Source organism: Eudoraea adriatica DSM 19308 (genome assembly GCF_000382125.1).
In the GTDB taxonomy this organism is placed as follows: domain Bacteria; phylum Bacteroidota; class Bacteroidia; order Flavobacteriales; family Flavobacteriaceae; genus Eudoraea; species Eudoraea adriatica.
Genome location: NZ_KB907551.1, coordinates 55,864 through 78,915 on the forward strand (window position 1 = coordinate 55,864; position 23,052 = coordinate 78,915).

Annotated in this window: 26 protein-coding genes; 13 read left to right on the forward strand and 13 right to left on the reverse strand. The window is 35.5% G+C overall.

The features are described 5' to 3' along the window. Window positions 1-68: 68 nt before the first annotated feature. Window positions 69-413, reverse strand: coding sequence for a hypothetical protein (locus tag G504_RS0113880; RefSeq protein WP_019670796.1), 345 nt, complete (start codon window positions 411-413; stop codon window positions 69-71). A gap of 138 nt (window positions 414-551) precedes the next feature. On the opposite strand from G504_RS0113880, the gene G504_RS0113885 reads away from it, so the two are divergent. Continuing rightward, window positions 552-830, forward strand: a complete 279-nt coding sequence (locus G504_RS0113885; protein ID WP_019670797.1) for a helix-turn-helix domain-containing protein — start codon at window positions 552-554, stop codon at window positions 828-830. 6 nt (window positions 831-836) lie between these two features. On the opposite strand, the gene G504_RS0113890 is transcribed toward G504_RS0113885, so the two are convergent. Then, window positions 837-1,235: a hypothetical protein gene (locus tag G504_RS0113890; RefSeq protein WP_157473398.1), complete on the reverse strand. Its 399-nt coding sequence runs from the start codon at window positions 1,233-1,235 to the stop codon at window positions 837-839. Between the two features lie 244 nt (window positions 1,236-1,479). Between G504_RS0113890 and G504_RS0113895 the strand changes: the two genes are divergently transcribed. The 8 genes from G504_RS0113895 (at window position 1,480) to G504_RS0113935 (ending at window position 9,442) form a co-directional block, all read left to right on the forward strand. Further along, on the forward strand, window positions 1,480-3,405 hold the full coding sequence (locus G504_RS0113895; protein ID WP_019670799.1) for a DUF3696 domain-containing protein: 1,926 nt from the start codon (window positions 1,480-1,482) through the stop codon (window positions 3,403-3,405). Window positions 3,406-3,407: 2 nt separating this feature from the next. Continuing rightward, complete coding sequence (locus G504_RS0113900) at window positions 3,408-4,367, forward strand: hypothetical protein (protein WP_019670800.1); 960 nt, start codon at window positions 3,408-3,410, stop codon at window positions 4,365-4,367. 61 nt (window positions 4,368-4,428) lie between these two features. Then, window positions 4,429-5,778, forward strand: coding sequence for an ATP-dependent DNA helicase (locus G504_RS0113905; RefSeq protein ID WP_019670801.1), 1,350 nt, complete (start codon window positions 4,429-4,431; stop codon window positions 5,776-5,778). Between the two features lie 8 nt (window positions 5,779-5,786). After that, on the forward strand, window positions 5,787-6,155 hold the full coding sequence (locus tag G504_RS0113910) for a hypothetical protein (RefSeq protein ID WP_157473401.1): 369 nt from the start codon (window positions 5,787-5,789) through the stop codon (window positions 6,153-6,155). Between the two features lie 29 nt (window positions 6,156-6,184). After that, complete coding sequence (locus G504_RS0113915) at window positions 6,185-6,688, forward strand: hypothetical protein (protein WP_019670803.1); 504 nt, start codon at window positions 6,185-6,187, stop codon at window positions 6,686-6,688. A 238-nt stretch (window positions 6,689-6,926) separates the two neighbouring features. Beyond that, window positions 6,927-7,715 carry a hypothetical protein gene (locus G504_RS0113925; protein WP_019670805.1) on the forward strand — a complete coding sequence of 263 codons (789 nt, stop codon included), beginning with the start codon at window positions 6,927-6,929 and terminating at the stop codon, window positions 7,713-7,715. Between the two features lie 85 nt (window positions 7,716-7,800). Further along, window positions 7,801-8,973 (forward strand): hypothetical protein, encoded by a 1,173-nt coding sequence (locus G504_RS0113930; protein ID WP_019670806.1) that lies wholly within the window; start codon window positions 7,801-7,803, stop codon window positions 8,971-8,973. Window positions 8,974-9,055: 82 nt separating this feature from the next. Further along, the gene (locus tag G504_RS0113935; RefSeq protein ID WP_019670807.1) at window positions 9,056-9,442 is read left to right on the forward strand and encodes a hypothetical protein; all 387 of its coding nucleotides are present in this window, start codon (window positions 9,056-9,058) and stop codon (window positions 9,440-9,442) included. A gap of 175 nt (window positions 9,443-9,617) precedes the next feature. On the opposite strand, the gene G504_RS0113940 is transcribed toward G504_RS0113935, so the two are convergent. The 6 genes from G504_RS0113940 to G504_RS0113965 all read right to left on the reverse strand — a co-directional run bounded on the left by G504_RS0113940 (window position 9,618) and on the right by G504_RS0113965 (window position 16,130). After that, a complete protein-coding gene (locus G504_RS0113940; protein WP_019670808.1) occupies window positions 9,618-11,828 on the reverse strand; it encodes a hypothetical protein in 2,211 nt (736 codons plus the stop codon). A 210-nt stretch (window positions 11,829-12,038) separates the two neighbouring features. Further along, a complete protein-coding gene (locus G504_RS0113945) occupies window positions 12,039-13,535 on the reverse strand; it encodes a DUF2779 domain-containing protein (RefSeq protein ID WP_019670809.1) in 1,497 nt (498 codons plus the stop codon). A gap of 47 nt (window positions 13,536-13,582) precedes the next feature. Next, window positions 13,583-14,026 carry a hypothetical protein gene (locus G504_RS0113950; protein ID WP_019670810.1) on the reverse strand — a complete coding sequence of 148 codons (444 nt, stop codon included), beginning with the start codon at window positions 14,024-14,026 and terminating at the stop codon, window positions 13,583-13,585. A gap of 48 nt (window positions 14,027-14,074) precedes the next feature. Further along, entirely contained in the window at window positions 14,075-14,881 is an 807-nt protein-coding gene (locus G504_RS20010; RefSeq protein ID WP_019670811.1) for a DUF6090 family protein, read from the reverse strand. 27 nt (window positions 14,882-14,908) lie between these two features. After that, entirely contained in the window at window positions 14,909-15,700 is a 792-nt protein-coding gene (locus tag G504_RS19690) for a DUF6090 family protein (protein WP_019670812.1), read from the reverse strand. Between the two features lie 169 nt (window positions 15,701-15,869). Further along, window positions 15,870-16,130, reverse strand: coding sequence for a hypothetical protein (locus G504_RS0113965; protein ID WP_019670813.1), 261 nt, complete (start codon window positions 16,128-16,130; stop codon window positions 15,870-15,872). Window positions 16,131-16,338: 208 nt separating this feature from the next. Between G504_RS0113965 and G504_RS0113970 the strand changes: the two genes are divergently transcribed. Together G504_RS0113970 and G504_RS0113975 are read left to right on the forward strand one after the other, a co-directional pair. Continuing rightward, window positions 16,339-16,563, forward strand: a complete 225-nt coding sequence (locus G504_RS0113970; RefSeq protein ID WP_019670814.1) for a hypothetical protein — start codon at window positions 16,339-16,341, stop codon at window positions 16,561-16,563. A 123-nt stretch (window positions 16,564-16,686) separates the two neighbouring features. Then, window positions 16,687-17,154: a hypothetical protein gene (locus G504_RS0113975; protein ID WP_019670815.1), complete on the forward strand. Its 468-nt coding sequence runs from the start codon at window positions 16,687-16,689 to the stop codon at window positions 17,152-17,154. A 19-nt stretch (window positions 17,155-17,173) separates the two neighbouring features. Here G504_RS0113975 and G504_RS0113980 read toward each other — a convergent pair whose 3' ends face one another. The 4 genes from G504_RS0113980 to G504_RS20080 form a co-directional block, all read right to left on the reverse strand. Next, window positions 17,174-17,410, reverse strand: a complete 237-nt coding sequence (locus G504_RS0113980; RefSeq protein WP_019670816.1) for a hypothetical protein — start codon at window positions 17,408-17,410, stop codon at window positions 17,174-17,176. Window positions 17,411-17,583: 173 nt separating this feature from the next. After that, on the reverse strand, window positions 17,584-17,871 hold the full coding sequence (locus G504_RS18780; RefSeq protein ID WP_019670818.1) for a hypothetical protein: 288 nt from the start codon (window positions 17,869-17,871) through the stop codon (window positions 17,584-17,586). A gap of 222 nt (window positions 17,872-18,093) precedes the next feature. Continuing rightward, window positions 18,094-19,869: a hypothetical protein gene (locus tag G504_RS0113995; RefSeq protein WP_019670819.1), complete on the reverse strand. Its 1,776-nt coding sequence runs from the start codon at window positions 19,867-19,869 to the stop codon at window positions 18,094-18,096. An 85-nt stretch (window positions 19,870-19,954) separates the two neighbouring features. After that, window positions 19,955-20,077, reverse strand: a complete 123-nt coding sequence (locus tag G504_RS20080) for a hypothetical protein (protein ID WP_019670820.1) — start codon at window positions 20,075-20,077, stop codon at window positions 19,955-19,957. Window positions 20,078-20,175: 98 nt separating this feature from the next. Between G504_RS20080 and G504_RS19300 the strand changes: the two genes are divergently transcribed. Together G504_RS19300 and G504_RS0114010 are read left to right on the forward strand one after the other, a co-directional pair. Then, window positions 20,176-20,922 carry a DUF6090 family protein gene (locus tag G504_RS19300; protein WP_019670821.1) on the forward strand — a complete coding sequence of 249 codons (747 nt, stop codon included), beginning with the start codon at window positions 20,176-20,178 and terminating at the stop codon, window positions 20,920-20,922. Window positions 20,923-21,227: 305 nt separating this feature from the next. After that, window positions 21,228-21,578: a hypothetical protein gene (locus tag G504_RS0114010; RefSeq protein ID WP_157473404.1), complete on the forward strand. Its 351-nt coding sequence runs from the start codon at window positions 21,228-21,230 to the stop codon at window positions 21,576-21,578. A 57-nt stretch (window positions 21,579-21,635) separates the two neighbouring features. Here the strand turns inward: G504_RS0114010 and G504_RS0114015 are convergent, their stop codons facing one another. Continuing rightward, the gene (locus G504_RS0114015) at window positions 21,636-22,844 is read right to left on the reverse strand and encodes a site-specific integrase (protein WP_019670823.1); all 1,209 of its coding nucleotides are present in this window, start codon (window positions 22,842-22,844) and stop codon (window positions 21,636-21,638) included. Window positions 22,845-23,052: the final 208 nt, after the last annotated feature.

Here is a 23,052-nt window from a genome sequence, read left to right on the forward strand (position 1 = left end):
AAATTCATGCGAGTATAAAAATAGAAAGACCCAATACTGGGTCTTTCATTAGCTGTGTACTCAAGCCTCTAGTAGACCTCGGAATCCTCTACAACCAGTTCTGAGATAAGCTCTTCGGTGTTATCCTCATACTCCCATCTGTGGCTGAGCTGTATCACTTCACCTGTCTCTGGGACGGTAAACTCATAAGGATCTGTTTCTACTCTTTTAATTCTTCCTGGAAATTGCATTCCGATAAGCTCTTTGCAGGTATCTTCATCGAAAGTACTGCTTACCGTACAGGTTTTGGCTGTAAAATAGGTCCTACCCGTTTCCTTGCTCTTTAGTGGTACTACGTTTCCCTGAAGTACTAGGACAAAAAATTCTTCCCCTTGTTTGTTTTCCCTTTTCTTGTAATCTTTTACCGTTACCATTTAATTAAATTTTAGATTAGACATAAGCAGGGGGGGGTATCAAACCCTCCCAGCCCCGGTTAGGGAGGGGTCTGCTGCTATATATCAACCGCGAGAGCAGGCGTAAATATTTTTTTAAAAAATTTAAAATGTATCGATATGGAAAATCTAAGATTAGAAGATCTGCCCAAGGCTGCAGAACTGATACTAGAAAAGCTAACGGTAATTGAACATGAGATAAAGGACATCAAAGGAAACTTTCAACCCAAAGAACCAGTGAAACTATTGACACGGGAAGAAACAGCCCGGTACCTTAAAATATCTTTGTCCGCCTTATGGCATTGGTCTAAAAAAGGGATTCTGCCATCTTATGGGATTGGCAATAGGGTGTATTACAAACGATCTGAGATTGAAAAGGCATTAATTCGTTTAAAATGAGTTTTATTACTCCACCCATTTTAGGCTATGGAATACTTGGGATGAATATTCATCTTTTACCATAATGTTCATACCCCCTTGTTTGTTCCAATAGATAATGATATCCGTTTCTGGTTGGTCGGGAAGATGAAGTACCTCGCAATTGTAAATATATATGGTTTGCTGCTCAGATTGATATACCTCTGAACTAATGACTCCATAACTTAAAATCTTTTCAGGAATTCTGGGGTCCTGAAAAACAAATACCCCTTTTTTGCCATCCCTTGAAACGTCAATAAAGATATTATTGCGGGTTAATTCCATAAAATTATTAGCTCCATTAATTTCATCCTGATAGGATGTTTTGTTGCTTGTATAACTACCATTATCCACTTGGTTGTAAATAGCTAAAGAAGTAAATAACATAATCAGACAGATTAATTTAGATGGTACATTCATATTATCATGAATTAGTAACGGGCTAAAACTGAGATCTTGAATACAAAGAAAAATACTAACTGTGCAGCCAGGTTGCACTTTTGATAATAAACTTTGTCACGGGTTAAAATATGAATCGTTATGATTTGGTTTAACTTTCGTAATTTGAACATTATTGTATGAGGCCAGATTATAAATCAGCTATAGTGAGGAATCAATTAAATCCAGATTAATGAAAATAGGAGTAAAAAATTTTAGGGTGTTGAAAGAATTGCAAACCTTTGATATTCGCCCAATTACTATTCTACTTGGGCCCAATAATTCAGGGAAAAGTTCTTTGACCAAGTTACTGAGACTTTTTAAAAATGGATATCATTATAAGTTAGATTTTAAATCCGGGTCTCACAATCTAAAAAATTTTGACAGTATTATAAATCACGATTCGGACAGCGATATCCTTAAATTTCAAATTGAACATTCGATTCTAATACTACCAGAGAATTATTATACAGAGTTAACATATTTTAAGGGTCAATTAAGTGGTGTCTCCGTTGAAAACCCCGATGGTGAACTTATATATAGAGTTAATCAATTCCCGATAAAGCCCAGGCGAAATAAAGAATCAGGTGGTATTCGCCAACATGGTTATGACGACGATGATTATTATTTAGAATTTACTTTTAACCTAAAAGGGTTTTTAGATAATTTTTATAGTAAAGGCTGGATAAAAAAAGTAAAATTGAATTTTGATTCCTTTGATACTAAAATTGCAGCGCATCCAGAACTACTTCTTTCTAACGCATCTGAATATATGCAAGATATTGCCAGGAAGCTGATTAATGAAAAATCTTTTGATGAGTATAGAACCTTTCGCAATAGTGGAAATTTAAATGAATTAAAACTGGTAGCTCTGCATAATGAGATTACCCTGCTTAAAAAGGATTACTGCTTGTATAATGTAAAAATAGGAGGTAAACCTATTACCAAAAAACAACTTTATAAAGCAACAGACTTTGTCCTTAAGTGTTACAATGAGCATTGGAGACGGGGGGATTTGGGTACTGGTGCTTGGGATAATTTTTTTTGGTCTTCTAGCAATGATTATATAGATGATATACTACAAAAAGAACTAATAAATCATGTGCGCAATAATATTAATCATGTCGAAAATCAAAAGATTGAAATCACACATACAAGGCTCGGAGAATTGGTTTTTAGTGAAAAATTATTTGATGAAGGTTCTGGAGTAATGGACATTAGGGAAACTCCTAATTTGGATTTTTTGGGGACACCCCAGGAAAGATTAAATGAAGGGAAATACTGGCTAGATAACCTTGATGTGCTCTCATTTCGGGGTGTGCAAACCGCTATTGAACTACTAAGAAATTATGACTTTTCATTCTCCAGATGGATTAAAGCAATGCAATATATACCCCCAAACCGGGGGACTAACAAAAGAGTGCTCACAGATTCCTCGGAAACGATCATGGATCAGACTATCCGTGAGTACTATGATTTAATTAAGAATACATCTTTCGTAGACAACTACGTGCGATTCGGAGGAAACGCAGATCTCCCTACTGAGTTTGTGAATTCTGCATTAAATTTATTTGGACTTGAGGGAGAATTAGAGATTTCCAGTGTTGAAGATTTTGCCTTAATGATCTATTTAAAACAAAAGGATAAAAAAATACCATTCGCAGATCTTGGTTATGGATATTCGCAATTACTTCCTATTATCATACAATCCTTATTGCTTAAAGATGAGCCTAAAATTTGGGAAAGTAGCCATCCTAGTGTAATAATAGTAGAGGAGCCCGAGGAAAATTTGCATCCAAATCTACAATCAAAATTGGCCGACTTATTTACAATGAGCAGAAATGAATTGGGGGATGTCCACTACATTATAGAAACCCATTCTGAATACTTAATTCGTAAACTACAATATTTAGTAGCCGAAGGTTCTTTAAAAAAGGAAGATGTAATAATCTACTATTTTAATGACGACAAATACGTCTCAGAAGAAGAGCCCAAGGTGAAGGAGATTGAGATCACTGAAAATGGTAATCTAACAGACACGTTTGGCCCTGGTTTTTATGACGAGGCGACTAAGCTCAAATTTGATTTGATGCGGGTAAACAAGGAGCAAAAAAATTGAATATGGAGCTATATATAGAAAAACAATTTTTGGATGATTTTTACCTTAGCTCTGATGAAGGGGCCTTAAGTATTGGGCAACAAGCTCTTGATAAAATACTAAAGGAATATGGAATGATCGATTGGTTTATTGATTGTTCTATTGATTCACCAGAAGAGTTTGAGGAGCTCGAAAAAGAGAATCCCTTATTTGCCTATCGTTCTAATTATTCCCCACCTGTTACTGTTAAGGATATTAAAACTCATTTTTTTAAAAATTCCGCTTGCGAACAAACCTTGATTTTTTGTATGGAAGACCATGATTGGTTTCAAGATGCTGAAAATAAAGGTGCCCTTTGTTTTTCATTTTCTAATTATGAAAAGAAAATTGAAGCTATTATTAAATCATGCCATAAGCGGTTTGATTTATACGAGATATTCCCAGGGTGGCAGTGGTTTGAATTCTTCCGGTCTATCCCCTTAAATTTCCTAACTATTAATGATCATTTTATCTTAGGTGATGCATCCTCCCAAAAAATTAAAGACAACCTATTTCCCATGTTGAAAATCCTCTTAGAAAATAATGGGCAAAACGAAATACAGATCCGCGTTCATACGGAAAAACTAAATGAGAGAACCCCAAAAGATGAGGAAAATAAGGCCAAGCGTATTGTTGCAAAATTAAATTCATTATTTGCGAAAGCTCCCTACAAATTTCAAGTGGTCACGAACCAATATGCTCTTGGAAAACCATTTCATGACCGGTATCTATATTCCAATTTTCTTATTGTAAAAGCCACTAGAGGATTCAATCTGATGCCTCAAAGTACCGGAGAAGATGCGGAAATTGAATGTTCCAGTATTTTTGATCGCTACCATTACCGTCAGATTAATAATCGCAAAGCGCTTCACGACAAGTACCTTTCAAGACTAAAATCGCCCGGTTTCAGCACCCTGGGGTTTGTGGCATTCCCTCCATTGTAAACGTATGAAGTTCTACTGCACACTATAATCCTACATTTGTTTCAAAGGAATTGACAACCTTATGAAACAAGAAAAATCCATACTAGACTTTTTACAATTCTCCCGCCCAACAGAGGAACAAAACAAGGCACTACTTCGTATTGAAACCTTTATTGATAAAGAGAATTCGGAGGATTTTTTTATCCTCGCTGGAGCCGCTGGAACTGGAAAAACTTCCATTACCACAGCCCTTATAGGTCTATTAAATGAACAAGGCACTAACTATAAAATAGCTGCTCCTACAGGGCGCGCTGCACGCATCCTGGGCCGCAAAGCCAAAACCCTCAACAGCACCATTCACTCCCTGATTTACCTGGCGAATCCAGATCCCAGGACAGGAGAAATCATTTTAAAGCGAAAACGAAATGAGGTAAGGGATTATACCATTTTCATTATCGATGAAGCGTCTATGATTGCATCGGTAGCTGCCCGTGAAGAAAACGCCCTTTTTATTGCTGAACGATCCCTGCTTACAGACTTAATTGCCTATGTAAATGCTGGGAATTCTAAAAACAAGATTGTATTTCTAGGGGACCGCAATCAACTTCCTCCCGTCCATGAAACGCATTCTCGCGCGCTTTCTGAAACCTATTTGCGATCCAAGTTTAACCTTAGCGGTTCTGTCTCCGTGCTACATGAGGTAAAACGTCAACAAGATGGCACAGAAATCTTGCGCAATGCTACCCTGCTTAGTAAGGAAATCGAAGCCGGCGGATCACAGTTTGTGCTAAAAGGATTTGATAAAACCTATTTAAATAGCGCTATGGGGATTTATGTGGATTCCTTTAAAAGAGAGGGGTTTGAAAACACCATAGCCATTGGAGCTACCCATAACATGAACAATATGTTTAATAAAGGGGTACGTAAAAGGATTTACGGGGAAAACCCGAATATTATAGAAAACGAGGATTTACTAATTATTACCCGGAGCTGGAAACGCAATGGCCACGCACTCTTTAGTGGAGATCATGTCGTGGTTCAGCAGGTTTTCCCTTCCCGCGTAGAGGAAGTGGCAAATATGCGCTTTATGCCTGTTCTGCTCAAATCCAAAAAATTAAATGGGGATGATGAACTGATCGAGGATTATATCCTTTTGGAATCTGTTTTACAGCCCAAGGGCCTTACCTCAAAACAAGAGAACAGACTGCGCCACGAGCGGTATGCTAAAAACAAAGTATATCGGGAGTCGGGTAATCATGCGGATGATCGCTATGTTGGTGCCATCAGGGCTACCTATGGGCATTCCATCACCTGCAACAAAGCCCAGGGTGGGGAATGGAATAAAGTGCTGTTAAATACCTATTTCATGCCCTCCTTAAGGTTCACCTATACCGCGATAACCAGGGCGAAGACCAAATTAATATTGTTTTGATGCGTGTTATGGAGTCATTACCTAAGAAGCGAACTTTAAATACAACGGTTTACACACTAGAGGAGGTGGAAAGCGGTCTGATCACCGCCTGTACTTCCTTTAATGCTTCCCTGTTCTTACCTTTTTTGAAATCCGCTGTAGTCAAAACAAAAATGCCCAATAAAATGAGGTTCTATAGTTTTTTTAAACTAATGCTCTATTGCACAAAGCAATCGTCAGTTGGTCCATTGAGGGTAAAAAAGGGAAAGGGATTTTTTTTAGATGGCAAGGGTGCATACTCCTTACAATTCTATGACTCAATTCATAAATACTCCAGGCTCAATATTGAAATCCAGGAAACAGAAAATGCTATTTTTATTGAGACACTACCTTTTTAATTCATTTTTATGCCCGATTATAATAAAATATGAAAGAACAGTCCCATTGCGATCATTTCACGGTTACCTACAAGGATAAGGATGGTAAAGACCGATTGGTGCTGTTTTTTGATTCTGGAAAGGTTACACAGGTACGTGTGCACCTGGGTGTGAAGCAAGAAAATGTAAAAAGTTGTTTTATGGCCTATAGCAATACCCACTTTATCAAAAGCCCCATTGTTTTTATGGAAAAGGAGTTTTACAGGGATGGGGGTTTGATACAAGAATACTACACGGATGGCGTATTGGACTCTTATTTTGAGACTGAATGTAAGCGATCCTTTGAGATCCTTAGGGGATTTTCTAGTTCTGGCACTTTATTTTATACCCAGGTTACTTATAAAAATCCAAAAGGGAAGCCGTATGTATGCTATGAAAAGGTGGACGACGACCCTTCCTTTTACAGAAGGATAAACTCAGAAGGCGCACATTCCGAAAAATGTTTCAATACGTTCGCAGAGTGTATAAGGTATCACGGTGAACCAATTCTTTAGCTAATATTATTAATATATAGGACACGATGTTCAATCCCAAAACTCCACTGCCTTTATTTAAGTTTGATTCATGGGTAAATTTTTCATTGATGTTTTGGCAAATAAACCTGATTTCCTATTTACCATGTCATCTAATATTGAATTATGATAGTTCTTATATTCCTCTACCATGATAAATATCAGGTGATTAACTAAATACACTCATTACATTTATACCCTAATATTAAATTACGGCATTATGAAAAAAATTATGCCTTTGAGCCAACTGTTCAGTATAGCAATGTTGCTACTGTTCGTATCCTGCGCCAATGATAATGTGCTATTCTTGGAGCAAGAAGGGTATGTTGAATTCAAGGCTTCATTTGCCCAAAAGTTGGCAAGTAAGGCTTTTGTGCCTGAGTGTTCCGAGGAAGAACCAGTAACGATGGTATGTAAATTAATAAATGAGGATGGGTATATGTATTCCGGGACACTTGAAGTAGATGTCGTAGATAATACTACTATAAATACATCTGGCGCGATGACATTTCCAGTTGGTAATTATACTGTTGATGAAATATCATTCTTTGATATTAATAATAACATTACACATACTGTGCCTAACATAGATGATAATTTTGTTTTAGCAACATATATATCCAATCCATTGCCATATGATATCACTATTGTACAAGGAGCAACAAATACATTGAGTGCACAGCTTATGTGTTATACTGCCACTGAACCTGAAGTTGTTCCTGATGTTAATACTGATATAAGTGTAATTGAACTACAAACATTATTCTATAATATACCTGAAACATCTTGTATTGAGTTTGTGGTAGTAAAAGTAGATGACTATCAGAGTGTAGGTTATGCAATATTTGAAAAGGGTGAATACATTCACAGTGTAGCAGTACCAGTAGAGTATGATATATTAGAGATAAGTGGTCATATTAATGGTAATATGAGACAAGCATTTATTTATAACAATACAACTAATCCATATGATGGTTCTGTAATCATTTTTGGAGATAACTGTAATTGATATGGATTATAGGTTTTCTAATTCCTCTCTTTTTTCGCTAATTTAAAGTAATATCATAAAAACGGTTATAACTAAATACAATATAATGACTGATTGGAACGGTAAATACAGTCCCGAAGAATTTTACAGAAAAACCATTTCATTGCAATGTTATCCTTCCTTTGAGCATTTAATTGAGATGCAATTGAGCTTTTATCAGTGGTGGATTCAAGCTGATAGTGGTTTTATAATTCGAGGGCATCAAAATTTTCCCAGGGCGCGCGTCTATAAAATGCCTGATGGTACAGTGTTTGCCTCATCTGATAATGAGGCTTGTGTTTCCTTTTATGAGTACACCTACCACAATGGGGGAAATCCATTTGTAAATGGATTATTCGGATTGTTTCAAAAGGAGCGATTATTTCTTTCATACCCAATACAAAAAGACAAATCCTACAATTCCGAATTATTTATTTCCGATGCAAGTCAATCTTCCTTTCGAATGGGAGGGGCAACAGGAGACCCGTTCCGATCAGTGCATCAACTTAAGCTTTCGCATTATTTAGAGGCCGCAGAAAATCTTCATTTTAAGGTCAGCCCCAAACATCGTTGCGGTGTATTCCTATCACCTCTAAATGTTGTTCTCACCCCAAAAACACCAAGAATACAAGGCAATAACGCATCAGGTTTTTATCATGGGCTTAAAAAGGATGGTGAGCGATTTAGCCTATATAAAAAAGATGTCGGTGAAACTCGTGTAGTCCTAGAGATTCTTCATGCTTTCTTAATTAGGGATTTATTAGAGATTGACAATGGACTTTTGGCTTATAAAGCCTATTGTGATATGTGCCAGTTAGATTTCCAAAAACAAATAGCGCTAATACCTACATTAATCCATGAGTCAAAGGACTACCAATTTGATTTTGATAAAGCTTCTAAAAGAGCAGAAAATGTTAGGCATAAAATTCCCCAAATAGGGGATAGAAAGGAAAAAGTATGGACGAGTGAATATAAGGGTAAAGCAATAAGGGTTGGATCGACACGGTTTTATGTAACTCAGAATCATTATGATGATCTGGTCAGATATCCCGAGTGTGATTTATGCATCGAGGTTAATCCCCGCAAAGGGAATCATCCGAAAGGAGTTTATAAGATCCCTAATGAAAAAGCAAAGAAATTCATTGAATCTAAAATGGGGACTCCTAATTGGGACAGGCATCAGAATTTCAAACAAGATGCAATTCCAAGTGGTTTAACAGACTATTTTACAAATTCTTAATAACCAATAACATCTGTGGGCAATTTAACAGACTTGCCGAAAACTAATTAACGAGTTAGCATCAAAATAAAAGAGAATATAAATGGGACTATTTGATTTTTTAAATCCAAAAAAAAGGCGGACACAAAAAGTAATAAAGGATTTTCAGATAATTATGAACGCAAGGTTTCCGAAAGGAGATGAAGACATTAATGCTGCCGCCAATGAGCTACTCTACATACTGAATAACAAAATATGCCAGGATGAAGCACGAGAAATAGTAAGATTATCTACTGGAATTAGCCGTATCTCAAGGGATTTCACAAAAGAGCGATTAAGGCGGCACCTAGCTGGGTATTGTATTCATCATTTTACAGAATCTCAGCTAGAAAAATTTTATCGTTATCTAACTGCCTTAACTCAGGCGATGAGTTTTGATGGCAAATCACCATCCGAAGTTAGGCGTGAGGGAAAGCAATACATTTGGTAGCTAAATCTTCTTTCTTTTGAGCTTCTCAGACACCCTTCTCATCTCCCCACTAACCCTTTTCTGGTCTATCTTCCAATAGATTTCCTTAACGATTTTGATACTGGAATCTCTAATATTTATACGGCAGTTTTAATTGGAGTCTCATAAATATTGTGCCATAAATGAGGATATGACATTAATTTATATTAGTCTTCCAACTAACAAGCTTTGGTAATAATCCTTCATTTCTATCACCACCTAAAATGAAGTTTAAACTTTCTATTGCGACATCTCTAGAGATGGCAGAATCATGAGCGCCTCCGTTTCTATATTTATGTGTAATCTTATTAATACCCTTATCCCAAAACTTTCTTTTTGTCAAAAATTCTCCACACTTCAAACCATCAATATATTCCCCCAAAATTTGGCGAAGTTGATTTTTATTTCTCTCGTTAGGCTTAATCAATTTTCCAAATCCTCCTAAAGTTGGTGGTTTGCTATGCTCTTTATTTGCCGCCCATTCTATCAAACCCTTTTCACCAAAATCCTCAGAATCGTATTCAATACCCTCTAAATCATTCTTAAGGCAGAAATCTCTGAAAAGTAATACTAACTCATACTCCAACGCTTTTACAAATCCAATACTGACTAATGAATAATCTAATTGTGGACTATTGCCCAGTAATTTCAGTTGAGACAATGAAGATGCAATAAAATACTTTGCTTTATCAGATAACCTGTACCATGTTTCGCTTCCCGAAATAAGCACTCCTTCTTCTGCACCGTGAGGATCAATCATTTTATAACTGTCTTTGAAAAGCTCATTAACATAATCCTCTGGAATTTCCATTAATTCCAACAGCTCCAATTGTTCGTCATCGACAGTCTGCCACAGCACGTCCTTGCAATAACCAATAAGATCAATATGTAGGGTTTTAAAATATGTGTTAATTAGGGCAGATAGATCATCACTATCTTTAGGACTATATCCATTTAATGCAACCTTTTTAAACATTTTTGAAAGCTGGAGTTTCATTTTGTTATGTATGTTTTTTTCTTGTTCAATGTCTGGAGAAGCTACAACCCCTATAAGACCATTACATTGAAAGGCCCCTTCCTTACGAATCGGGAAGTCTTGACTACATTCACATTTCCACACCCATTTTAGAAGGTCAAAGAAACTTTTGAAGTAGATCGGGTACTCCTTTCCTTCCCCTGTAACAGGATCCCACCAAATTATAATGTAAGATTCAACCTTCTTATCAATTTCCAGATCTTCACCTTGATTTGTCTCAGAAAGCTCAAACTCCCTATCTGAAAATGTGCTTTCTATTAAATCAGAAATGTCGTGTTCTGCTATATTTGAATAGGGTGTTGACTTAGCTTCCACACTAAAAGATCGGTCCAAACTCATGAGTTTGTAACTATTTATACCGTTCCAATAAAACGTGTCCGACCCGTCCCAAAAGTTCCTATCTTCAATTTTTTCAAACGTATTGTCTTTTAATACTTTCCACGAACCTGAAACACCATAAAAAGTAGGTTGGAAATCTGGATCTCCCGTGCCCAGGGTTCCATAACCTGTTGAGTCCCTGGTCCCATTTGGATTTACAACAAATCCCATAAAGGGATTGTTTAATTCCTGTAATCTTGCTTTGAAATTGTCAATCTTGACAATTTTCAGCTCTTCTGTACTTTCAGAAATATCAATTGCTAAATCGTTAAAATTAGTTTTGAAACCCTCAAAAACCACTAAATGTGAGCGGTAATCAGAATTGTTTAAAAATTCAAAAACCAGGTCTAGACTTGTAAAGAAAGGAATTGAACCGTCAGGAGAGTTGAAGTTGCCTCGGCATGTAACTTTGAAGAGGCTAAGAAAACCATTCCGTTTTGTTCTAATTTCAAATAGGTTATTCCTATTGGAAATATCAAAAGGTTGATTAACAGCAAAGTTTCTGGAAACTTTGTCTAGAATATCATACCTCTGCCATTCTTTTACTGTTCGGAAAGCCGACTCTTCATATTCTTTGAATTTGGTTTTGATTTTTAGTTTGTCTTGATCATAATACACCAGAGCAGTAGGAAGCAACGAAGATGTCTCTTCAAGACGGGCACAAAAGATGAATTCTTTATGGTCATTCTCACTCAAAAGGGAAATTCCGGCAAATCCTTGTCTGGCACAATGAATCATAAACTCATAGGAATCTGCTACGGGGACTAATCTAGGATTTTCTAAATCAATCCCCCTAGACCTCAAAGCTTCTGGATTCTGTTTAATAAAGTTATTTGCCCAATTATTAGATTCAAATGATAAAGCAACACACCCGTTTTTATTGTTACTTGTAATACTGAGTGGTGTTTCCGCTAATAAATAAACTGCACTATCTAGTTTTCTAAATATTTTCATTAAATTTTTTAAAGTCTTGATAAAATTAAATCAAAATATTTAGAAAAATAGGTAGGAAGTTATACATAATTACTTATTGTGATATTTATTCATTTAGTCTTCTAGCTATTCTCCTCACTCACCCTTCTCTGTACAATTTTCCCTTAATATTCCTGGGTTATCTTGATGCTGGAATATCCAAGTAATTCACATACTATTTCAATAGGAACATCATTCTCGGTCATAAGTAAGATCTTTCAAAATCTTCAAAATCTCTACCATCGCCCAAGTATCCATCTTGCAATAAGCTTTCAGGGCTTCCCTTGTTTTTTGATTATCCCCTTCAAAATTTCCCATAACCATTTGACCAAAAATTGTACTTGCTGCCCCCCCTTCCTGGATTTCCAGGTCTTGATAAGACAGTTCTGGAACCAGTGCGGGCAAAACGTGTTTTATAGAATAGCTTCCCTTCATTTCTGGGGTGTAATACCATTTATTTTTAAATGGAATCATAAGGTCTTTTAGGCGCTTTCTAATAGCATCAATCTCCTGGTCAAGACGGGGAAATACTTTCTGTAGGTCTTTCAGTTTTCCTTCTTCAAAACCTTGATTATACACAAGGATATCACCTTTTGTTCCTAAATCTTTTATTAGGTTTTCAATAAATCCTATCCTAGGGTCCCTATCCCTGTCCGCTTCGGCCAGAAACTCTCTATGCTCAATACCGCCGTCCTCTTGTTCTATATGGAGTGAATACTGAAATGGCAATTGTTGATAGGGCTTACTATTGTCATAAATTGGAACTGCAGCTCCCGTGGTTTCAAAATCCAGGTGATACAGCGGATAATTTAGATCCTTAATAAACTCCCTGATTTTATCATGTTCTATGTGGGTCTCACCATTTTGTTCTCGTTCAACTTGTAGATGCTGATGGGTGCCAAATGTTACCTGCGTCAGGTTTATTTCCTCTAGGGTGAGGATCCCTTGATCGTATAGTTCAAACTTCTTGTTCACCCGTAAATTGGAAATATTAAAAATGGAATATTCTGGGATGTGTTGCCAACAATACCCCTTGAAATCGCAGGTATAGGGTTTATCACAATGAGGGCCAATGTCAATGTCAGGTACAGTATCTTTTTGAACTACATTCTTTAATCTTTCCACCTCTAAAGGAATTTTAGGCTGCAACGCCATTACCCTGTCATAAACAGATTCAATGTTAAAAAGTTGATGGATATCAATAGGCCCTTGCTTTACATATTGGTTATTAATATGTACAATCGAAATATCTACCAAATCAATCCCTGAATTTACGATAGTATAATATTGAACGGCTGCATCTGGAATATTGACCTCTTTTACCGAAGTCGAGCTTTTCACCTCATAGGCTTTCCATCCTTCCTCATCCTTCACCAGTATATCCAATGCCGCTAAAACCCCATTATATTGAAAAGTAGCCTCGTATATAATTGTCTCACCCTCTTCCAGAAATTCCCTAGTTTTAAGGACTGCTTCGTGCATCTTAAAATGGCTAGAAGGGGAGGCATCTTTTCCTCCAGGAAATAATTCCTGGGCAAGCAAACCTACCTCTGTTCCTTGATCAAAAATTGCCTGCTGCTGGGTGGACACTTCATCTTTAAGCTCATAATAATGCTTATAGAGGTATAAGGATTTTTCACATTGCAAACCCCTTAAAAAAGTTGATTTGGAAAGTAGGTGTTTTTTCATATGATTTTAACTAAATCAAATCACTTAACCTATTGGCGTGGAAAAATCTATTTGTCCATTTCATCAAGGACTTTGAAAGTTGCGTGGATCTGGCATTTACCTTCTTTCTCATATACTGCATATATTATAAAATTCTCTTTATCGTACCAACGATTATAATCAATTTGATGGAATCCTTGATTATCAAGCCGTCCTCGAAAAGGCTTTATTTCACTTGTCGGCAGAATCATAGACCAACCAACACAAGGCTCTTGATCATTTTTTATGTTATCAAACCAAAAAAATTGTTCCCCTTCAAAAGAGCCGCTTTCTTCAGAATACAATTGGCTAGTATAGCTTAAATACCTTGAACCATCCTCCGAAACGCCTTTTTTAATAACCCCTCCATTTTTTTCGATTTCTCTGAATACTTCATCATAATTCTCCCCTATTTGGGAATATGTTACACTAACTGATAATATTGCTATGAAAAACGCTGTCGTACTGTTCATCTTCTTAAAGCATTTTGTATTCGTAGAGAGTCATTGATAGGAGGAAGGTCAGTTCAACTTTTTTATTTCATTCTCTATTTCATTAATTAGAAGACTATCCATATTAACTAATCTTTGCTCAAATAAATGAGCTATCCAAACGCTTTCATAAATAACTTCTTTCAAACTTGCTTCGAATCTGGGTTCATTAGTGATTAATTTAAGCGGTTCTTCCAGCGTATCGGTATTTAAAAAAAGAACTCCTTGGTTTTTGAATTCTTCCCGAAATTTTTCTAGTACTTGCAAATATTTCCCATTATACTGTAATTCTATAGCACGGTAATAACCCATTAAATTTCTAGTAAGTGCGTCGTTTTCTATTAAAGAAATCATGCTTGAAGATTTTAGCTCATCAAAAGCCATGGTATTATTTACAGCCAAATATGTCCTACCAGCTTCCAGAAATGTTTTTCCTATAAACTCTTTATTTTCATATTGCGGATATGGTCCTTTCCAGAACTCACTAGTTTCCTTATAAGGAATCACATACATTCCCTCTTTTAGGTGTTCTTTGAAAGACACTGGTTGCTTACCAACTAATTTTAACAAGTGCTGAAGAGCGTATATTTTAAACCTAAGTTGCTCTTTGTTCCTGGTAAAAGCTATTTTATCATTTTCTAAGTTAGCAATAAGTAATTCCAACTTATTACTGAGATTTACATTTGTTTTCCGCTCTTCATTCCAATTATTAATACTCAACGCAATCAGAATCCCAATTACGACAAGTACAATTTCACCAATGGCATATCTAGAGTATTTAAATAACTTATTGTCATCAGCTAGTTTTTTACGGATTTTGCGGAAGAAGTTGATCATTGGAAGTGGTTGGTTGTTAATTAATTCCTATTCAGTTGTAATACCTTGTGCGGCTTCCAGTTTTACCAGAAGTTCCTCCCCAGTTTTAATTGTTGGTTTTAACCACATCTGTTGAATACGGCAGCTTGTTGCAATCGTTCTAAAATCGATTATCATATCCATCCGCATATCCCAAATCTCCTCATATATCGTGTCAGGATAAGTATTTTGATTCTTTAGACCTAATGTCGCTGCTTTTTCCCAATTATCCATCAGTTCATTAATAGGTATATCTACATGTATTTTGTTAATATGCCCCCTGGCAATGAAGATTAATTTCTGTACATAAGAATTAAAATTTTCAGCCTGTTTTTCGATTCGATCGTAAAATGTATACAAACCATCAGTAATTTCTTTGTTCCTAATTAGATCAATTTTACCTGTTTCTAAGAGTTGTAACCATACTACGGGTTCTTTGTGCCAGTAACCAGTCGCTCCACTGGCCCTGATGTCTCCTAAATATTGCATGGAGTCTTTTATTATAGGTTTTTTGGAAGCCCAGATATTGACAACCCTTGAAACCCTTTTCTCCACAACAGCAAACTGTTCTTTTAAGTCCTGGTAATAAAGAAGTTGGGCTTTCAACTCCCTTGTTAACTGGGAAAGGTGTTCCTGTTCCTTTATCCTGTTTAAACGGTCTGTATTCCAGGCGTTGATTTGAAGAGCAATCAATATTCCAATAACAACAAGAACTATTTCACCAATAGCATACCTCATATATTTTAAGGGCTTGTTATCGTCTGCCAGTTTTTTGCGGATTTTACGGAAGAAGTTGATCATTGGAAGGAAGAGGTTGGTTGTTCTTCCTAAGGTAAGGAATTATTCTGTGTGACTTTAAATAATGCTTGCGTATTCAATAAGGTTAGTTCGTTCTGGTAGAAATCGTGATAATATATTGCTTATTAAAACATCATTTATCCGAACATGATACTATTCATGTTTTATGATCTTAGTCTGTTTGTATATCCGGGAAAAGGGGGATTTCTAGTTGTTCAATAGCAACGGATTTAATGTCTTTAGGTTTACCATAAGCATATTCAAACAATAATTTTAAATGAGAGAATGATTCCTTTGATTTTTTGGCTATATATTCAAAAGCCTTTTCTTCGCTGCCATATATACGCTCCATAGCGTTTATACATAGTGTCCTTATTCGATCTTCATCAGCCTTCGGTTTTCTGCCTCCTCCTGGTCGTCTGCCTCCTTTCATGTTATTTCGTTTTATTAAACAATGCCTTCTCTATATTAAAAACAGTTTTATGTCTTTTTTGTTAAATGAAATAGGGCATTTACGGACATTATTTATCAACAAAAGAAGGGGTTTAAAAATATGACTTATGTCAGCCTAAAATATTCAACCAAAATTAACTTGTACTTTAAAACAAGTATATTTGATTTAAACCTAAAACGCAGTCGCTATGACAACTTATGAAAAATACAAATTGATTCTAATGGTAATATTTGGAGCCGTATTTCTAACTATACTCTACCAAAACGCCTGGAATGGCAGATTTGAGTATCATAATCAGATTGTTTTTGACACAATTACAGGTGAAGCCTATATCCCTGAACCGGCTAGCAAAGATCGGGAAGGACTGCCATACGAATTAAAGAAGTTTTATCGGAAGGTTGACGTAAAATGAAATAGGCCATTTACGGACATTATTTATCAACAAAAGAAGGGGTATAAGAACATGAGATAAGTCAGCTTATTCCTTTACTCAATAGCTTAATTTTATGACTTAATACTTTTAAAACCAGTCAAAATGAATAAAATTTTTAGTATCTTCTTATTTATATCCCTAGTTACTTTTCCGCTTAAAGCAACCTGTCAAACTAAGAGGTCTTTCACGCTAAATGATATTACAAAGCTTGCAAATATGAGCAAAGAAGATGCTCATATTTGGCTGACAAATGATGAATTTTTTACTTTCATTGAAAATTTAGGAGATGACTTTAAGGGTGGAATTGCCAATTTGTATGGTATGAATTATAATATTTCAACTGAAGAAGCTTGGATTTATGTTGTGAAATATTATAAGTCAGGTAAACTCGCAGTACAAGGCAAAAGGTCTCATCTACAAACAATTATAAATGAGTTAAAACCTTTTAAAAAGAGCTCAAATTTAGATGATAACGGGAATATGTTATCGGAATATGTCTATAAGAGCTTTAGAATATATTTAAACCTAACTAATGACGGTGCGGCGACTATTGATATTTTCCCAATTTAATAATTGAAGATGATAGCATTCAAATCTCCTTTGGAACATTACTGTACTTATCCAGGCTGTCTCCTTCTTTGAACTGTCCTATGCCTATTATTTCATCCTTTTCATTATCCCAAATAACCTCAACAAAGAACTTGTCTAAGGCGTAGAGTACATATTTAGAATTACCTTCTATAACAATATCCAGGAACTTGCCTTTAGAAAATACAGTATCGTACTGCTCATCTTCTGATAGCATTTTGTATTCGTATAGGGTCATGGACCTAAATTAGTAATGTTGAGTGCAACTATAATGCAGGATCTGAACTTTGAATTAAGCACTAAATGCCTTATTGTTTTTATGCTTCGGTTAATTTATATAGTTTATGTAACAGACTTTGACACGGATATTATCATTACTTCGAAAATTAATTTTTACCTTTGACAACAGTCTTAATCATTATACGCAGATCTCATACCTGCTTTAAATCCTCTGTTATAACCACCTCTATAAGAATCTTGTCCTATATCTGGAATAGGGCAAATTGGAGCTACTGGACAAATTGCATATTGACCTTTTACATCTTTCCAGCCTTCGCAATATCCATCTTCCCAGCCTTCGCAAAAATCAGTTACTGCAATTGATTCAATTTTTGTCATCTCTACATTTTTAGCTGGTCTGAACGCTGTTAATACAGCAAAACCACTTATTAAAGTGGCGATAATCATTATTTTTTTCATTTTATTATTATTTATTATTTTGCTTACTCCTGCTTTGGGTCTTTTTTCAGCTTATTCAGACCTGTACGGTTAAATTGCCCATAAGAATGGAATATAGTTATTGATGATATCCCACTAGGACAAACTGTTTACTATCCTTTAAAGTAAGCTGTCCTTTAAGCAAATAGCCTGACTTATATCATGTCATAAAAGGGACCTAATAAGGAAATAGAAACCAATTAATTAAGGACTAATAAAAAACCCAATAACATTCGACCAGTCCGAGAAAATGTTATTTTGATCATAGTAACGAACCCGCCAATAATATTGACCCGTCTCTGTTTCTCCTCCTATACTAAAAGGGGAAGTAGATTGATATTGAGATTCTTGAATGTTATCAGCATCAACTATAATATTTGTAAAATCGGGATCTGTAGCTACCTGTAATTGATAAGTCATGGTTTCAGGCAGATAATCAGGTTCGAGAAAATATGGCTCACTCCAATCAAATAAAGGCGTTGTATCTCCCCAAGTTTCACCACTTGGATTCGCAGAATAAGAACCAATAGGCGGCAATATAAACCTGAAACCACTTATAGCCCATTCTGAATAGGCGCCATTATCATCCTGGAATCGTATCCTGTAGAAATAATACGCTTTATTTGTGAGTGGAAATGTAATTTGATAATTACGTTCTACTAGGTTATTTACATCTATTAAAATATCATTAAAATCAAGGTCCGCAGAAAGTTGAAATTGGTAAGTGCCATTTTCAGTCATATTGTCTTCCCAACTAATAAGAGGATCACTGTCTGATATTTCCACTTCTAATTCTACACCAAGCTCTTCAACAGCTCTAGGGGATAAATTTGAGAATATCACATTGTTTACACTAAAAGTATTTACTTTCCAGTCTCCTATATTCTCTCCATTTTTCATTCTGATCCTCCAATAATAAGTTATTCCTCTTTGCAAGGACTCGGGGCTCACCAATTGAACGTCATCGATATTACTTATATCAAAGATTAAGTTGCTGAAGTTAGAATTTTCAGAGAGTTGAACATCATAGGTTTCGCCCTCCTCTGCACTGGAGTTCCACTCAAAAGTAGGCTTGGTATTAGCAATTGCCTCTAAAGGATGTGATGCGGTCACATCATATCCATATACTTTCCCATTGCCATCAAAATCAATGTAAAACTCGAAATCTGGTATACTATAGGTAATTCCCAAGCTTCCAAATCGCTGTTCAAGATTTTCTCGCACGCTTTGGGGATTTACAAAAGAACCTCCATCTTTAATTTTGTTGAGCACAAAACTGTCGTCTAAAATCCCATCATTTTCTAAATCGTTGGCAAATTTGGTTATCAATTCTGATAGTTCTCCGTCACTATTGTTCCCTTGTAAAACACAAGATATTGCAAGCAATATGGCATTTCCAGTGCCCTCCTTGCTTATATCCATATCCTGAAACTGACCAGAAGCATCAATTATGTTTTGAGGAATATTGAAGGCAAGCAACACCTCTCTTTCTGCCTGATTCTTGGCCTCATCATAGGATACGCCATTGGCAGTCATTAGGTATTTAATGCGTTGTCGGGAAAGGGTTGTTAAAATATTAATGTTTGCTTTTTGTGTATCCTGGACTTCAATAAAGTTTCTTAGTGTTACTTGGCCGCTTGATAGTTGTCCAGTAATTTCATTAAAGTAGAAGCCCGTGGCTACTATATCAATTTTGTCTGAACCTAGCGAGCTATTGAATTCAAAAGAACCGAAATCATCAACTGTTTCCGTATTATAGGATATACTGGTGGATTCAAGGTCTTCATTAAGCTCAACAATCAATATACTGGAACCCTCAACAAACGGACCCTTTTGTACCAAACTATTGTTCAATTGTATGTTCGCAGAATTCTCATTCGTAGTTGAATTCCCATTTGAGTTATTTTCTACACTTTGTTCATCTTTGGAACATCCATAGATCAGAATAATAAAGAGTAGCGGCAAAAAGAACTTTTTCATTGATTTATATATTAGGCGCAGTAATACTAACGAAGATATAAGGTGCTTATTTCAAAGACAGTTTTAAAAAAATTTCAATAAATAATTATTTCAGTTTTTCTGATACCCTTCTCATCTCATCACTAACCCTTTTCTGAACAATCTTTCCATAATACTCTTGGGTAATCTTCATACTGCTATGCCCCAACAACTCATTTACGATCTCCATGGGAACATCGTTAAAGAGAAGTACAGTGGAGGCAAAGGTCTTTCTTGCTGTATATAATTATTCATTACCTTAGGAAGAACTACCAACCAATGTCGCACATGATAAAATTCTTTAGAAAAATAAGACAAAACTTGCTTTCGGAAGGAAAAACTGGAAAGTATTTAAAATATGCAATCGGAGAAATTGTTTTGGTCGTTATAGGGATATTGATTGCGTTGCAGATTAATACTTGGAATGGAGAGAAGAAAGATCGCGCTTATGAGTTAAAAATGCTAACAGAGGTCAAAAGTACTTTGGAGAAAGATATAGAATATTTTGAATGGATGATTGAAAGAACAAATCAAGTAGATTCGACGATAAATTTATTATCTGAACAAATAATAAGCAAATCAACCTTTATTGATAGCTTATATTTAAACAAACAATCAAAATGGAATTATTTGCGAAAGTTTACATTTTTTAGATATAATTCTGGTCCTTACCAAGCAATCCAATCAATAGGAATTGATAAAATTTCTAATGATAGTTTACGGAATAACCTCATCAATTTCTATGATTTCACTTATCCCTTTTATAAAGAACTTATAACAAGGACAGGCAAAGATTACGACAATCAGATGAACACTTTAAAATCATTTAGAGGTAATACTGAAGTTTTAAAAAATCAAGACCATTATGATTATATTAAAAAATATCCAGAAGATTTACTTCAAAATCAAGATTTTATAACATTACTATCAGAAATACAAAAGCGTACAGAAGATACTAAATATTATTATGAGGATTTAATACCTCAAATTCAAGACTTTGTAAATCAAATTTCTAACGAAATAAAAATTGATTAAATTAAAAATAACGAAAGCACAACACCTTGGCTAAAAGCCACCAAGCTTCTTACATCAGCCACTACCTAAGTTTGTTTGAAACCCTTATCATCTCTTCACTAATCCTTTTCTGAACAATTTTTCCATAATATTCCTGGGTGATTTTCAAACTGGAATGTCACAATAACTAATTTATATCTCCTTAGGAACATTACTGTACTTAAATATCCTTACACTGACTTGCATCATTGCCCATCATGCCTGCCAACAATACTTTTATTAGAAATTCAGAAGAGATGAAAAAGCTAAAGAAAAGTCTAAAGGTCATGGCATTGTTCTTATCAGGATTAATCCTCCTGCAAAGTTGTTCCACTTATAAAACTCCTGTATCCCTGCAACAAGCAGTTCAAGAAGAAAAAGCGGTTAAGATTGTTACTGTGGACGATGATGCCTACAAATACAAGTACATTGTATATGAAGACGGCAAGTTTTACGGAGTTAAAGACAATCCTGGAGAGGATGTGAAATTTCCAATTACTGTAGAAGAAGTTGAAGAGGTGCTGATGAAAAAAGGATTACCCTGGTGGGCGTGGGCCTTAATAGGTGTTGCTGTGATTGGTATAGCAATTATTATTGTTGCTGCAGGTGCTGGAGGAGGAAGTTATAGCCCGTGGTGAGGCTAAAAAATATATCTACTCCTGAACATCAAGGAAGCCAAACCCTGAAATAAACTTTTATTCTAACTTTTCTGAAATCCTCTTTATCTCTTCACTAATCCTTCTCTGAACAATTTTACCGTAATATTCTTGGGTAATCTTGATACTAGAATGTCCTAGCAGTTCACTCACGATTTCCATTGGAACATCATTGAACAGCAGCACAGTGGACGCAAAGGTCTTTCTTGCCATATGATGGCTAATGGATTTATTTATACCTACAATACCTGCTATTTCCTTTAAATAAGAATTGATTTTCTGATTACTAAATTTAGGAAGTGCCAAGTTGCCAACTTTTTTATAATGATTTAGTATGGCCTTTGCCTTGGGCAATAAGGGTACAGATACCATCTTGCCTGTTTTCTTCCTTTTCATCTGTATCCATTCATTCCCATCAAAACCTTTTATGATATGCTCTTTTTTTAGATTAGACATTTCATTATATGCCAATCCTGTATAGCAACAAAAAATAAATAGGTCTTTCACTAAAGCTAATCTTGGCTGAGAAAAGGTATGATCCTCCAGTGCTTTTAGTTCCTCCTGAGTAAGGAAAATAACTTCTTTTTTTACCCTTCCAGGCTTAAATTGAACAAATGGGTCCTTATCTATGATTCCTTCAGCTACAGCAACTCTAATAGGCTTCCTGAAGCGTTGTATAGTCTTATTAATAGTTATTTGTTTCTGTTTTCTTTCTGTCTTCAAATAATATTCAAATTCATGTAAGAATTGAAGTTTTATCTTCTCCAAAGGAATGTCTTGTTTGCCATATTTCCATTTAATGAACTCTTTTGACTGTGCGCATGCATAATTAAACTTCTTCCATGTAGCTTCTTGCAGGTCTATGCCTATTAGTTTTCGTTGTTTCTTAAGAAACTCCTGGAAATATTTTATCACATAGGTTTCCTTTTGTTTCTCTGTGACTTTAAAATAAGGATCAAAGATGTCCTGAACTGTAAAATCCTTGTTTTGTAATTGCAGTTGTAAAAATTCCTTCTTGAGGTTAGAACTAATGATGTCCAGTTGAAGGTTAATGTGCTCATTTCTAAGCCCTCTAGGGGCTACTTTTTGCTTCTTTGGCATCCATTGCTCTGGATCGATAAACTCGCCTGTAGCGAACTGTTTTCGCTTACCCAAATAGGTAATCCTACAATAGATTGGACATACTCCCTTTTGGTTTGTTTTTGCTTTGTTCAAATAGAACAAAATGGATAGTGACTTTTGTTTCATGACCAATTGATTTAAGTGTTAAACAATTGGCAAACAATTCATTGTGAAAAATGGGATACCTAATTTCCCAAAAAAGGACAATGGGATACCTAATTTTTCAAAGTGGGATACCTGTAGGGATACCTAAAATACCCCTGAAAAAGTTGACAAGTTGACTTTTCTGGAAAGTGCAGTTAGTGCAATCATTGCAGTTAATTAGCTGATTTAC